Annotated in this window: 10 protein-coding genes; all 10 read right to left on the bottom strand. The window is 30.5% G+C overall.

The window, feature by feature from the left end:
* Window positions 1–10: 10 nt before the first annotated feature.
* Window positions 11–1,243, bottom strand: a complete 1,233-nt coding sequence (locus tag MKX73_RS10185) for a glycosyltransferase family 4 protein (protein WP_340717328.1) — start codon at window positions 1,241–1,243, stop codon at window positions 11–13.
* Window positions 1,244–1,297: 54 nt separating this feature from the next.
* The gene (locus tag MKX73_RS10180; RefSeq protein WP_340717327.1) at window positions 1,298–2,392 is read right to left on the bottom strand and encodes a glycosyltransferase; all 1,095 of its coding nucleotides are present in this window, start codon (window positions 2,390–2,392) and stop codon (window positions 1,298–1,300) included.
* A 127-nt stretch (window positions 2,393–2,519) separates the two neighbouring features.
* Entirely contained in the window at window positions 2,520–3,743 is a 1,224-nt protein-coding gene (locus tag MKX73_RS10175; RefSeq protein ID WP_340717326.1) for an oligosaccharide flippase family protein, read from the bottom strand.
* Between the two features lie 14 nt (window positions 3,744–3,757).
* The gene (locus tag MKX73_RS10170; protein ID WP_340717325.1) at window positions 3,758–4,681 is read right to left on the bottom strand and encodes a glycosyltransferase family 2 protein; all 924 of its coding nucleotides are present in this window, start codon (window positions 4,679–4,681) and stop codon (window positions 3,758–3,760) included.
* On the bottom strand, window positions 4,681–5,901 hold the full coding sequence (locus MKX73_RS10165) for an O-antigen ligase family protein (protein ID WP_340717324.1): 1,221 nt from the start codon (window positions 5,899–5,901) through the stop codon (window positions 4,681–4,683). Before MKX73_RS10165 ends, MKX73_RS10170 begins: the two co-directional genes overlap by 1 nt.
* A 97-nt stretch (window positions 5,902–5,998) precedes the next feature.
* Window positions 5,999–6,922, bottom strand: a complete 924-nt coding sequence (locus tag MKX73_RS10160; RefSeq protein ID WP_340717323.1) for a Wzz/FepE/Etk N-terminal domain-containing protein — start codon at window positions 6,920–6,922, stop codon at window positions 5,999–6,001.
* On the bottom strand, window positions 6,922–8,469 hold the full coding sequence (locus MKX73_RS10155; protein WP_340717322.1) for an O-antigen ligase family protein: 1,548 nt from the start codon (window positions 8,467–8,469) through the stop codon (window positions 6,922–6,924). The genes MKX73_RS10160 and MKX73_RS10155 overlap by 1 nt, the downstream gene beginning before the upstream one ends.
* A gap of 14 nt (window positions 8,470–8,483) precedes the next feature.
* Entirely contained in the window at window positions 8,484–8,981 is a 498-nt protein-coding gene (locus MKX73_RS10150; protein WP_340717321.1) for a tetratricopeptide repeat protein, read from the bottom strand.
* 1,274 nt (window positions 8,982–10,255) lie between these two features.
* Window positions 10,256–13,171, bottom strand: a complete 2,916-nt coding sequence (locus MKX73_RS10145; RefSeq protein WP_340717320.1) for an S-layer homology domain-containing protein — start codon at window positions 13,169–13,171, stop codon at window positions 10,256–10,258.
* 538 nt (window positions 13,172–13,709) lie between these two features.
* On the bottom strand, window positions 13,710–14,429 hold the full coding sequence (locus tag MKX73_RS10140) for a WecB/TagA/CpsF family glycosyltransferase (protein ID WP_340717319.1): 720 nt from the start codon (window positions 14,427–14,429) through the stop codon (window positions 13,710–13,712).
* Window positions 14,430–14,439 lie beyond the last annotated feature (10 nt).

The raw sequence follows: 14,439 nt of genomic DNA, 5'->3' as shown, positions 1-14,439 counted from the left end.
AAAATAAATACTACCTTTTTAATTTAATTAACTCATCTAAATATTTCAATGATAAATTTTGACGTGAAAATTCTTTTTCCATTAAGGAACGTCCATTTTCCCCCATAGAGGCACGTAAATTATTATTTTCTAATATTTTTAAAATGGCTTCTCTAAACTCCTTGGGGTTTTCTGGATTCGCATAAATTCCACAGTTATTTGCTTCTACAAGTTCTCTGGAAACCCCATCCACACCAATAACAACAGGTTTACCTGCACTAAGGTAATCAAAAACTTTACTTGGATAGACAGTTTTAAATATATCAATTTTAGGTAAAATTGCTGTTCCTATATCGGAAATTGCACAATAATCATTAATTTTTTCTCGTGGCTGTTGTCCTAAAAATGTAACATTATCTATATTTTCTTCTTTTGCTTTTTTGATCAAATTTTCTTTTTCTTTGCCATTTCCAATTAGCAAAAAATGTATCTTTTTATCTTTTGAACATTCTCTTGCAACATCTAAAAGTTGTTCTAATTTATTTGCAGTACTATGTGATCCAAAATAAGAAACAATAAATTTCCCCTCATATTCTTTCTTTAGTTGTTCTAATCTTTGGTTATTGCTTTGCGGATAAAAAACATCTAAATCGGCGCCATTGGGAATATATATTATTTTATTTTTATCTACTATCTTTTTATTAATTAAAAAATCTTTAAAAGCAGGTGTTAAAACATTTATTCTATCTGCATATTTATAAAATAACTTTTCCCCTAAATATGAAAGCTTTATTAATAGCTTACTATTTAGAAGGCCTAATTCTATTGCAGATTCCGGCCAAATATCTCTAACTTCAAAAACTAATGGCATCCTCTTAAAAAATTTTAAAAGAACTCCCGTAATTCCAACAAACAATGGTGGTGAACTCACAATTACAACATCGTGCTTCTTTAACTTTAACAAACCTACAAGGGAAGAGGAAAATGTGAAAGAAAAATAACCCCATAGTCTTCCCAACAATGATTTATTATAGGACTCCGACACATAAGTTCTATATAATGTTGTTTTTTCAGAATACTGCTCCGTTGTGTATAATTTCCCTTTATACTTTTCCTTTTTTGTACCTGACGTATAATTTACATTTCCAGCAATAACAGTAATTTCATGCCCCTCACGTTCCCAATGTTCAATCATTTTGTTAAACCTTGATAATCCTGATTCATCTTTATCTAAGAAATACTGATAAACTAATAATATTTTCATGTTATACCTCTTAATTGTCTTTTGTTAAAAATAACTATATTATTTTTAAACTTGTTATTTTTGTAAATCTTTTAATAAATTCACCTCTTTTAGCACTGTGTTCTCAATACTAAATTTATTGAACGAGCCATGTACGCTTGAGAGCTGATTAATAAAATCTTGATCTATATTTTTACTAAAGAAATCTTCTTCTGCTAAATATACATTTGTAAAATCCCCTAACATTTCTTCACATACTTCTAATTTAGAAGTTATTACGGGTATTCCATATGTAGCCATTTCACAAACCATTACGCCTTGGGCATCTAATCTTGTAGGCATCATGCAGCATCTGTATTTATTCAACAATGCAGGAAAATCCTTTTGACTAATAAATTCATTAATAACTATCATATTTTCAGGCAATTTATTGTAATTAAAATACTCACCTTTTCCATATACATGAAATTTAAAATCAGGGTTTGATATAGCAAACTTTACGACAAGGTCAATTGCATACTTAGAAACATCTAAGGGCCTAACCGTAACAAAATCCGCCAAATATTCATCATCTAAATGATAATGACTATTAAGAAAAACTTGATTAGCGTTATTGTTAATTATCTTATACTCAACCTTTTTAAAATCTATACCCAAACATAAAGAAGCGTGGTTTTTCATCCACTTACTAACACATATAATAGTTAATTTATCTGCCCGGGTTAATTTTTCAATAAATCGCTTCATTATTTTTAATTTTATTTCGTCATACAAATCTCGAAGGATTAATTTAAAATAACTATTCTTATTAAATTTATAATTTTTCGGATAGTAATTGGAAGTTTTTAAGACCTCATGTCCGTGAAAAAATACAATAACCTTCTTAACCTTAAAATAAATTTTATTTATTAAAGTAATATGGTTTTTTAAATTAGGTGCATGAGAGACAATTATATCCTTCATATTTAATTTATCTTCTTTAATTAAAGCTAAAAAATTGTTTTTTGTTATTACTTTAATCCCCTCAAAATAATAACTTTCAGCAGCAACCATAGACACCACAGTAAATTCCAATTTTTGTTTTTGATATATTAAATTTCGACTATGTACATACGACATAGCATATTTATCTTTCTCGCTCGGATAATTTTGAGTTAAGATGTATATCAAATTTATTACCTCCTAAGTCAATTGCAGAATCTTGTGTAAAATGCATTTGTTTGTGCTCAGCCGAATCTCACTACATTTACCCAGGTATTGATATGACTTCTTACTTTTACTAAATAATATATACATTCTACCTCTTATTAAGTTTTATAATTAAAAAACCTAATATTCCTGTTAATATTGAAATTACAGTTGATATTACAGCATATATTATTAATAAATCTGTAATATTTAAATTTTTGTTAAAAATCCAAAGTACCGCTAAAACAATTGCTAAAAGCTGAACTGCCTGTATATAGAATTCTATATTTTGATAATCATATAAAATAAACAAGTAATTAACGGGGTAAACGATATACATAGCAAATAAACTAGGTATTAATATCTTTGAATACCTCGCCGATTCCATCCATATTTCTCCAAAGAAATAATATATAACTAATTCAATAATAAAATACAATACAACAAAAATTGGTATACCCGTTATAAAATTAAATACTAGAATTTTTTTATATGATTTTGCGCAATTACCTTTGTCTTCCATCTCTTTGGTAGCCATATTCTTGAATAAATCTGCTGATCCACTACCTAAAATACTTATAGGACTTCTCAAAATTCTTTCCGTGAGACTATAAAATCCCAGTTCTTGAGAAGTAAATAAAAATGAAGTAGCTAATAACATTGAATTTGATGATAAAGTACTCAGTAATTGTATAGGCAATTGCAATAGAGGGAATTTTCTATATTCAAGTATAGTTTCTTTAAGTTGCTTAAAAGAAAAAACTGTATCTGCAAAATCTAGTTTTAATCTAAATTTCAAGGTAATGATACAAAGAATTTGAGCTATAACAACTGCCCAAATTAAATATGAATTTAAAAAATAACCTATTATCAAGGAAAGTATCGCTATATTTATTTGATTTGTTACTTTATTAGTAGATACTACTTTAAATTCTGTATTCTTTATTCCATACTGATAGAAAACTTGATAGATACCTACTGAATTCACAGAAATAAAAGCTAGGATGCCTATACTATAAGGGTTATAATGACTAAACAAATTTATATTATTTAAGAATATAGTTAAAAAAAATGCAAATAAACTAGCAGCTATAAAATTAATATAAATAATATTTATTAGCACTTGTTTTATTTTCTTATGACTTACAAGAGGTATCGCCATTTCAAATCGCATCGTAGTAAATATTACACCTATAGAAACCACAGTTAAATACAAAGAATATATACCAATTTCTTCGGGTCCGAAAAGACGGGTAATTATTGGTAATGTAAATAACGGAATTAATTGTGCTAACATTGTTCCACTAAATAAAACCCATAATTTTTTATACATAGCTATCCCTACTATTATCTCCCACTTTTATAAAGTTCTTTTTGCGTAAATCTATATATTAAATTTAAAATTGGCATTCCCAACCTAATTAATCTACCTATTAAGCTTAATTTTGAGACTCTCAATTCTTTAGGCCTTCCGCTTCGATTATAAGCATCCCAAAATCTCCACCAAGCAATTGTTTCGTAAAAGACCTTTCGATGAGTTAAATTTGGTACAATTTTTTTAAGACGTAATTGATAATTAATCAAATAGCCTTTTATATTATTTTGTTTAAACTGATTATTCAGCGTAATCCCATCTTCTTGGTACTCAACAATCTTTAGCAATGAATTGGTACAGTATAGTTTGTACTCTAATCCAACTTGATCAAACATATAGGCTTCCGGGATGAATTTTACATCTTTATATTCAGGAAATTTAAATCTTCTTAAAATATCTGTACGATTGATTTCACAACAATCTTTAAAATTAAATCTCCGTTTTTCAGGAAAATGCATTTCTATATAGGTAAGTGACTCATCCGGAAATACATCACCTATTAATTCCCCATTAGAATCTGAACACTTCCCAATAATACCTGAATAGCTTTCCTCATTCTTTATTTCAAGGGCTAAATTTTTAAAAATTTCAACACTATTATTAGGCAACCAATCATCGGAATCTAAAATCATAAAATACTCTCCATGAGCATTATCTAAGCCCAAATTAATAGCGGTATATTTACCTCCATTTGTTTTCTTTATATATTTAACGTCAGTATATACATTAAATAAATTATCTAGGTAGTGATTTACCTGGTTCTCTGTGTCATCATAAGATCCATCATCAATAATTAATACTTCAAAATCCTTACAAGTTTGATTCACTAAACTTTCTAAGGTTCTTAAAATTGTATGTGCCCTATTATATGTAGGTATACAAATTGTCAAAAACATTATTGTTCTCCTTTGTTTTCCTCATTAATAAAAATTGATATCATTGCCAATCCTAAAAACAACCACATTGGTAACATATAGATGGTACTAGAAGGACTTAAAGCTCCTATTATAAAGCCTGTTAAAGAAATAGAAATTGCACCTGCAAAACGATTTCTATAATCACTGCTATTTTGTTTAAATATATAATAGTTTTTTATAATTAAATACATGTACCAAACTATAAATAGAACAAAAAACACAGCTCCTTGCTCCACTAGTATCTCTATCCAAAAATTATGCATAGCACCTGTTTCACCTAACCAACCTATGTGTAACATGGGAGATGCTCCAGCTCCAACACCAAATAAATTAGAATCTATTAATCCTTCTATACCGTGGAGTAATAAGTTTTGTCTTGTTCCCATCGAATCAAAATCTGCTGTATTGTTCATCTTTAAAAACTCTAATATGGCATCATAAATTTCTACAAAGTTTACATAAACTTTTTGCAATAATGCTTTAAATGAATCTGAAAGAATACTCATAAAAACTGTTACTCCACATAAACTTAAAGTAAAATATAATAGTTTCTTTTTATCTTCTATCAGGAAATAAAGTCCAACTATTCCTAAAAAGGCAATTAAATTCAATCGGGAATTTGTATAATAAATGACTATAAAAAATATAATGGCGCCCAGCCATTTAAATTTATTTTTTGAAAATAAAACAAATGGTAAAACCAGATTTAGTACTGTAGCAAAGTTATTAGGATTACCCCAAAATACAGTAGGCTCTGTATCAGATCCTGTATACTGTGAGGGTGCTAGAGGTAACCTAAAACTAGTGAACATTTCTAAAAATGCTATTGGAATTACAATAATTAGTGTAACTGTAATACTTTTCACGATAAAACTTATCTCCTCATTGAATGAAAAATGATGAACAAGGATAAAAATTATTGATAATCCAATTAAATAATAAATGAAGTATGCAATTGAAAAACTTATGGAATCACTCCATAGTATTGATGCTATCATCCAAAACACACCAAAATAAGGAAGGACTATATACCATTTCTTATAATAAAGGACATTTATTTTTTTAAACTTAACAACTTTTAATAACATTATCCCCAAAAAAACAGCTATTAAAATATGACTAAAATAAAGAGATTTTATAGCTAAATATGGCCCCAAAAATAAAGAAAATATAAAGAAAAAGTTACCTAGATTCTTCATATAACACTCCTAATTTATTCAAATGAATTTATCTGTCATAAATAAACAAAGCAGGTTACATTATACTTCCTGCTTTGTAAATAATGTAAGATTTAATTTAAATAGTATTTATATTTTCTGTTCTTTTCCAATATGCGCTGAATAATACAATTGCAGTTCCCAATATTGTTGCTAATAAAAATCCAATTATTAGATTTAATAATTTATTAGGACTGGTTGGATTTTCAGCATATGTTGGTTCAATAATAATTCGAATAAATGGATCAGGATTGAAACTATCTAACCCTGTTTTAACAGATTGGTATTTTGCCAATACACTTCTATATTCATCAGATTTTGCATCGATTTTAGCTTTTATTTGTAACAGCTGATTTTGTACATTGCCATCAATATTTGCTAAAGCAGCACTCTGTTTCTCATTTAAATCGATTACAAATTGTGTATCTGAAATGGTTTGTAATATTAAAATCTCCGGTAATCCATTTGAACTAATTAAGTTGTTATATGTAACCATTAAGTTTTCAATTTCACTTGATAGCACTTCCGATTCACTTAAATAAGTAGCCTCCAGATCAACCAAAGTTTTCTTTACAGAATTATTCATATCAGATTTAGTTTCATTAATTAGAACCTGTAAACCTTGTTGTGTTTCTTGAGGTGTTAAGCCAGTATATACTAGTTCAACTAGGTTTGAATTTGGTTCATTTTTTATTAACAAATTTTCCGGATTAAATCTTTCAAAATCACTTTTATTAAATGCTTCGTTCATTTTCGTTTCATTTTGGATTCTTTGTATATATACAAGTGGTGTAAATTCAGTGGCAATAAAATTAGACATAATCCCCGTATCCTGTGTTCCACTTGCCACTTGTACTACTGCCTTTGACTCATATTCCTCTTCTAAAAAATACCAGCTAATTACATATGCGATTGCTATACCTATAATAATGGATAAAACAATAGTCCATTTGCCTTTTAAAATAATGTCGATTAGCTCACGCAGTTCCAACGATTCCCTCACTATACCTTCTCTCCTTCAGAAACATTTAATTTTAATATCGCACCTAAGAAAATCCCCATTATTATAAATATTACACCAGTAGTACTTGGTAATGAATCATTAAATAGAGCTTGAACAAAATATGCTCCCCCACCAATACCTAACACTATTAAGTTAACTGTATCTTTAAATAATAGCCTTATAAATTTCAATAACGTAGTTCCTGCAATTAAAATTAATGATAAAAACCCAAATAATCCTGCGCCATATAAGACGCCTAAATATGTATTATGGGGTTTGTCTACTATTATTTCTTCATTCCAGTTCCCTGATCTTGCATCAATATTATAATGAGGGAAATGATACATAAAAGTATCCATTCCATACCCTAAAAGTGGCCTATCTTGAACTAAGCCTAAACCCTTTTCCCATATATATAGACGACCCGTACCCGCACTCCCACCTCTTTCGGGCAAAATTGGTAACTCAACAACACTTTCGGAAGCATGGGCTGTATTTTCTTTGAAAATTAATGAAGATACTTCTTGTAATTCATATGGATTTGATTTCAAAAAATATCCAAATGATTCGGACCATATATTTGGATTTTTAATGGATAAAATGTGAAATATCGGTGCAGTAACAGACAAAAATAATAATAGACTAATAATAGCTTTTTTCTTTCCATTCATTTTAATTAGGATTAAGATGAAAAATGGGATAGTAGCTATTATAGTTAAGAAACCACTAGTTGACATAGCCATAAACATCACTAAAATTGAAACACTGGAAGTAACTGCGCCTAAAATTGAATCAGCCCATCTTGTTGAAGTTATAGACCATGCTAAAAACATTACTGTCAATATCGCAAACATACCACTCATATAGTTCCACTGATTAAGCGTCCCGACAAGCACTGCCCCTTCTGAAATAGAAGCTCCTGCAGGAAGTGTAATAGAAACTAGCTTTTGAAGCCAATTCTGTTCTAATAAATTTTTGTCATAAAAGTACATTGTTATAATATACAAATTAACATAAACAAAAGGCATCAATGTATACATAATATAACGGACAACATTTTTAGGATATTCTATATTCATAGATATAAATATTAATGCCAAGTAACATAACCAACTAATTGCACCATCTGATCGATTAAATTGACCATTTAATGCAATCGTTACATTCGGAGACATAATCGTCGACAAGATAAGTACCACAGAGAACAGACTTAATATATAATTTAGTTTTGTTTTACGAATTGAACCTCTCATAAAAATTATTTTAGCTAAAAATAATCCACTAGTAATAATCGTCCCAAAAATAAGTAATAATGCCTTATAATGTGTGAATAACTCTCCTTTAACTCCTGAAGATAGCAAATCTATATTTGAAATTATAGAACTAATTACTTCTTCTCCGTTTGCTAATACAATTAGTGGCATAAAGCCAATTAAAAATAATAATATTCTAAAAATCCACTTATCGATATTTGCTCTTGCCTGCTCATTTTCTTGCTCATCATCAAAAGAGTTGGATTTATGTAGTTCTTCATAAAATAATGTCACATTAATTCCCCTTTCTAACTATATTTCTCGATTTGAGTTAAATACTGTTTCAAATACTCTTGAAATTCTTGTGAATTATCTAATTTCCAAGACCATTCATAAGATTTTTCAAAAACAGATTTTGCATCACCATATTGCTTTAATTCTAATAATACTTCACCGTACTGTGCTAGGAATATTGAATCTTCCACTCTATAAGGATTTATATCCATAGTTTTTTGAAATAAAATAGAAGCTTGCTTAAATTCTGCATTATTCATAGTTATTAGTGCCCCTAAGTAATTAACTGCTTCTGAGCCCGGCTGTAACTTTAGTAATTCATTCATATACAATAAAGCCTCACTATAATTACCTTCTTGATATGAATTACTCGCTTGGTTATATAACCTTTCTTCATACATAAACTGCTCATCTTGCTTATTACCAATATACTTCGCAGTAAAAATTCCAATGATTATAAACGCTACTATACTCAATAATATATATCTTCTATTGTTTTCTGTTAGCCTCATCTTTCACAATCCTTTATTTATATTTAAAATAACGTTTCTATTATACACTAAATTTATGTCCCTATCCGGACAATCACATTATTCTCTCCTTTACTTTGAGAAAAAACAAATAAACCTATGAAATACTAACACTTGAAATTTTATTTTAACTTTTTGGAATCTATTTACCAATTATGAAACCGAACCTTGTAATCTTATTAAACGAATACTCAAGTAAACGGTATAAATACTAAAAAGAATTGCGTTGTTAATACAAATAATTTTTATCCTATACATTACATTACATTAACTTAGCGGAAACTTTGGCTCTTGAATGAATTGGATGTTAAAACTAGCGAGCGACCATCCAAAGCTTCAGTTAATTTCATATTTAAAAATTAAAGGTATCATTTTTTCTATAAGATGAAAGATATGAATAATAATAATTTCTTTGTGCACTACATAGTTTCCACCATTTTCATTCTTCCTTTAATAATGAAAATATTTAATACACGATTCACTTTATTTTTAAATTCCAATACAATTAATTGCTGTCTTCAAGAAGTTTTGTACTTAGCGCTAAGGGCCTTTTTCATTACTCCTCAAATAGCTACTGGCGATTTCCCCATGCAATCACTAACTCAATCCATATGTCCGTATGTATTACACCCATTCTAATTCAGTAACAGTCTAGAACAACCATTGTAACATCTTTGTCCTTTGTGTCCCATCAGTCTAATTCATCGTTATGAGCTCTTATAAGCAAATTTAATTTATGTGTATAATTTTCTATTTTCAGCAAATGAAGCAGCTTCCTCATTGTCACAAATTAAACAGGCGTCCTTTCTAAATTACTTCTAATCCAAATCTTATAACGAAAAATATCTTTCTACTGCAAACCCCAGTTGAATTTAATAGATCGAAATTATCATGCCCAGATACTGTATTTTCTCTAATATGTCGACTGCTTTTTCTTTAGAGGATTACTATGGCTCTCAATCGGATTATAAAAGTGTATTTAAATATCTTTTAATTCGGCATCTATTTTGTTATACCATGTACATTTTGATAACAATTTCTCTTGAACCATTACATATTTAGATTAATCCAATCATCGATATCTTGAAAGCACTACGCTTATTGAAATCATTAAATAAAATTTTAAAGTCTTATAATTGATAAAAAATAAAAAACTACACTCCTTCAGTTAAATATACATTCAACTTTCCGGAGTGTAGCTATTAATTTCTTAATGTAATAAAGTATCTATTATTACTTAATAATAATTAGTATTATTATTTAACAGTAACTTTTAATTCTTTAGTTACAGAACCGATTGTTACTTTAACAGTTACAACAGCAGACTCTACGCCTGAAGCTAAAGTTACTTTAGCACCTGCAGTACCGTTACCAGTAATCGTTACATCAGAAGCTTTTTCTGGTACAACTGTTACAGTTGTAACTTTAGATCCAGATTCAGTTCCAGCAACAACTGATTCGTTACCATATTGGTCAACAATTGCATAGTTAACTTTAGCGCCTTTAGAATCTTCTAATGCTGTTGCTACAGTACCACCAGATACTAATTCAGCAGCTGTAATTGCTTTTGCAGTTGCATAGTTATCTTCGCCGCCTACAGCTGTAGTTGTGAAGAATAATTCTTGTGCAGCAGGTGCCTTAGCAGAAACTGTAATTTTACGCTCTAATACTTCACCAGTTGCTTCGATAACAACACGTAAAGTGAATTCAGCATCTGGGTAATTTCCATCTTCTTCTAACTCATCTTTATCAACAGCGATTTTACCGTTAGATACAGTACCTACACCTACAACAGTAGCTGTATATTCTGATGAATCAAGTGCAACTTTACCGCCATCTAAAATACCGTTTACAGTTAATGTAGCTGCATCTTCAGATGTAGAAATTGCTTGAACTTTATCAGATGCTAATGAAATTTCATATGAATTATATTCTTTACCATCTGTAACACGTAGACTTGCATTCACAGTTGTGTTATCAACTACTACATTATTTTTAGTTAATGCTAATTGAACTGTTGAAGTACCGTTAGTACCAAGAGTCTTGATTTGCTTTTTGTTACCCTCAACAGCTTCAATTGTAGAACCAGTTACACCAACTACTTCGAAATCATAACCGCTAGCATTTAATGCAGTATTAGACATTGTACGACCATATTGATCTACAACAGTTAAATCTGCCCATGTTAAATCTTTAACAAGGTCACTCTTAATAACAGTTGACTTGAAGCCATTAATAGCAGTTGGTTTAGCTGCTGCTTGCACTTCATATGTTAATGTACCAACTTTATAAGTTGAAGATGTTAAGATTAATGTTTTGTAACCAGTATCATCGCTTGCTGGAAGAATAAAGTAAACTTGACCGTCTTTAACTTCAAGGTTAGAAGCTGTTACTGTTGTATTACCAACTTTAATACCTTTAACAGAATCTGTTAACACTTTAACGTCAGTAATTAAGTTACCAGCTTTATCAGAAACAGTAATTGGGAACTTGATTGCTTCTTTAGCTACAGCATATTCAGGTTGACCAATTGAAATTGAATCAGAAGCTGCTGTTTCGTTAACTGTTACAGTGTAAGAGAATTTTTCACCGTTAGCTTTAGCGATGAATAGAATGTCAGCAGTACCACCACGGAATTCAATGTTATCATCTACTTTAGAGAATTTAACTACAAATTCGTTTTTACCATTAATAGTTTGAACTGAGATTTCGTTCGCTGTTTTAGCTACTAATGGGTTTTGGTTTGCTACTAAAATGCTAGTTAATAATGGATCGTTTACTCCAACCTTATCTGCACTTAATACGTTACCATATTGATCTGTTAATTTTAATGTTAAGAATACTGAGTTTGCTTTAGTTGCATCAGTTAAAGAAACTGCTTCACCTTTAGCATTAACAACACCTGTACCTTCAAGCTTAGCAATTGTAGCTGCAGCAGAAAGTTTTAATGTTTGTGTAGCTGTAACACCTGAAGCTTGGTGGATTAATACTACTGGTACTAAGTCACCTAAACGTTTACCTGTTAATGCATTACCTTTAACAGTGATTGTGCCTTTATCAGCTACTACTGTATTAGCATTAGTTGTTAAAGCTGTTGTGCTTGTAATATCTGTACCATATTGGTCTTTAACTACATAACCAACAGTAGCTGAATCAGCAGAAGTAAGAACACCAGTTGCTGGGTTTTCTTTAACTACAGCGATATCAGATAAAATTTCGATTGAAGCTACTTTTTGAGCTTCGAATTTAACTGTGCCAGTTAATACTTTTTCAGATAAACCAGAAACGTTTACTGTATAGTCACCAGTTTGGAAATTGTTTGAAGAAATTAATTGAACTGATTTGTTATCTTCAGCCCATTTAACTGTTACAGTTTGTTTGAATGCACCACGTAAAACTTCGATTGAAGCTTTAGAAGTGTCAACTGCTTTGTTGAATTCAACTGTGATTGTTTTAGCGTTTGTAGCTTTAACAGATTGTAAAGTAACTTCACCTGGAGTTGGAGCTACTGCTTGAATTGTTTTGTTTAAGAATGAAGCGAATTGTGCACGAGTTACGATATCTTTAGGCTTAAAGTTATCTACTACTGAAATACCTAAGTTACGGATCGCTTGAATTTCTTCACGAGCTTCAGCTTTAGCAACTGCTAAATCACCAACAACAACATTTTGTGAACCTTCAGCTAATTCAACTAAAGATTTGCCTGTTACTGCTTTGTAAGCACGGTCTAAAACTAAAGCCATGTTTTCACGAGTGATGTTACCAGCAGTGTTTAATGCACCGTTATCACCAAGGAAGATGCCAGCGTCTTTAACTACAGCAGCATATTTCACTAACTCTTGGTCAGCAGCATCTGCAGCTAAGTCTGTAAAGCGAGCTTTTGTATTGTAATCCGCAGGAACTGCAAATCCTTGAGCTTCTGCCCATTTACCTAACATTTTAACAACTTGACCACGTTTTAATGTTAAGTTTGGTTTGAAAGTACCATCCGGATATCCGTTAATAATACCCGCTTCAACTAAAGCATTAATGCTTTCAGCGTGTGAGTTTGTGTCAGCAACATCTGGGAATGTTTGTGCAGCAGAAGCTACAGGAACGATTGCAGAAGCCACTAATGTAGCTGTCGCAGCAGTTGCTACGAATTTTGTATATTTCTTTGGTTGGTTAGCCATAATACAATTTCCTCCTAAGTGTCAATTAAATTTTACATACAGTATCGTTCTATTTAAACGATAACACCTAAAAGTATATTAGTATGGAATTTTTTTGTCAATATAAAAAAAACAGGATATTCACATATAAAATACAAAAAAAACAAATAATTTCGTTTTTTCTCATCACTATTTATTTCTTTTAGATGTATGTATATAACAATTGCTAATAAATTTTAACAATTAATATAAATTCTATATGTAAACTGCCATAATTACAATCCTTTTTTATTATTCTACACAAAATAATAATTAATTTATATTATTTGTAATCTTTTTGTAAAGTGCACGTAATAAAGTATTTTGAATATTATATACCAAATAAAAAAACGCTCACACAAAGTGTGAGCGTTTTTTCGGGCTACCAACCTATTCTTTTCTTTGCAGAGAAAAGTGTCTAAATTTTATTAAAGATAGGAAATTATATTACTTTTTCCATTTTAGCATCATTAATCCAAATAAACAATGTAATATTACAAAAATTACATTGTTATTTTAATTATTTATTTTTGTTACTACGTGCTACCTCCAATAAAAATAAAGGCAAGGCAATTTGGCGTTTTATCCGGTGTGGTTCCTTCATTAAACGGTAAAACCACTCCATCCCCACTTTCTGGAAAGCTTCAGGTGCTCTTTTGACATTACCAGCCAATACATCAAATGAACCACCTACACCCTGATAAATTGTAGGATGAAGCTGATCACGATTCGCATTAATCCAGTTTTCCTGTTTTGGTGATCCCATTGCTACAAATAGCAGATCCGGCTTTGCCTCGTTAATTTTATCTACGACCTTTTGATTATCCTTTTCATAGCCATCCTGAGTGCCGGCAATCTGAATAGAAGGATAAAGTTCCTGTAATTTCTTGGCAGCCTGATCTGCAATTCCCGGCTTCCCTCCATAAAGAAAAATAGGCTTTTTGCGCTTAGCTGCTCCTTCACATAGGCGCAGCATCATATCGACACCTGTTACACGTGACGTGATTTGCCCTTTTTGGATTTTTGACGCTAAAATAACGCCGATACCATCCGGAATTTGAAACTCCGCGTTATTAAGGAGAATCTTTAACGCCGGGTCTTCCTTTGCTTTAATTATCTTTTCCGGATTTATGGCTACGATTAACGACTTTTGCTGCTTCTCGATTTGCTCAAATACTTTTGGAAGTAATTCATCATAGCTTTCGGTATTCACTTGAATGCCGAGTACGGTTTCTTTCATATATTATCTT

Source organism: Solibacillus sp. FSL W7-1436 (assembly GCF_038007305.1).
GTDB lineage: Bacteria > Bacillota > Bacilli > Bacillales_A > Planococcaceae > Solibacillus.
The sequence above is the reverse complement of the archived record's forward strand: the minus strand, read 5'-3'. Positions and strand labels throughout refer to the sequence as shown.

What these genes read in the sequence shown, in the direction of transcription:
- MKX73_RS10185 (WP_340717328.1), bottom strand. Translation starts at nt 1,243, where the DNA reads ATGAAAATATTATTAGTTTATCAGTATTTCTTAGATAAAGATGAATCA.
- MKX73_RS10175 (WP_340717326.1), bottom strand. Translation starts at nt 3,743, where the DNA reads ATGTATAAAAAATTATGGGTTTTATTTAGTGGAACAATGTTAGCACAA.
- MKX73_RS10170 (WP_340717325.1), bottom strand. Translation starts at nt 4,681, where the DNA reads ATGTTTTTGACAATTTGTATACCTACATATAATAGGGCACATACAATT.
- MKX73_RS10165 (WP_340717324.1), bottom strand. Translation starts at nt 5,901, where the DNA reads ATGAAGAATCTAGGTAACTTTTTCTTTATATTTTCTTTATTTTTGGGG.
- MKX73_RS10150 (WP_340717321.1), bottom strand. Translation starts at nt 8,981, where the DNA reads ATGAGGCTAACAGAAAACAATAGAAGATATATATTATTGAGTATAGTA.
- MKX73_RS10145 (WP_340717320.1), bottom strand. Translation starts at nt 13,171, where the DNA reads ATGGCTAACCAACCAAAGAAATATACAAAATTCGTAGCAACTGCTGCG.
- MKX73_RS10140 (WP_340717319.1), bottom strand. Translation starts at nt 14,429, where the DNA reads ATGAAAGAAACCGTACTCGGCATTCAAGTGAATACCGAAAGCTATGAT.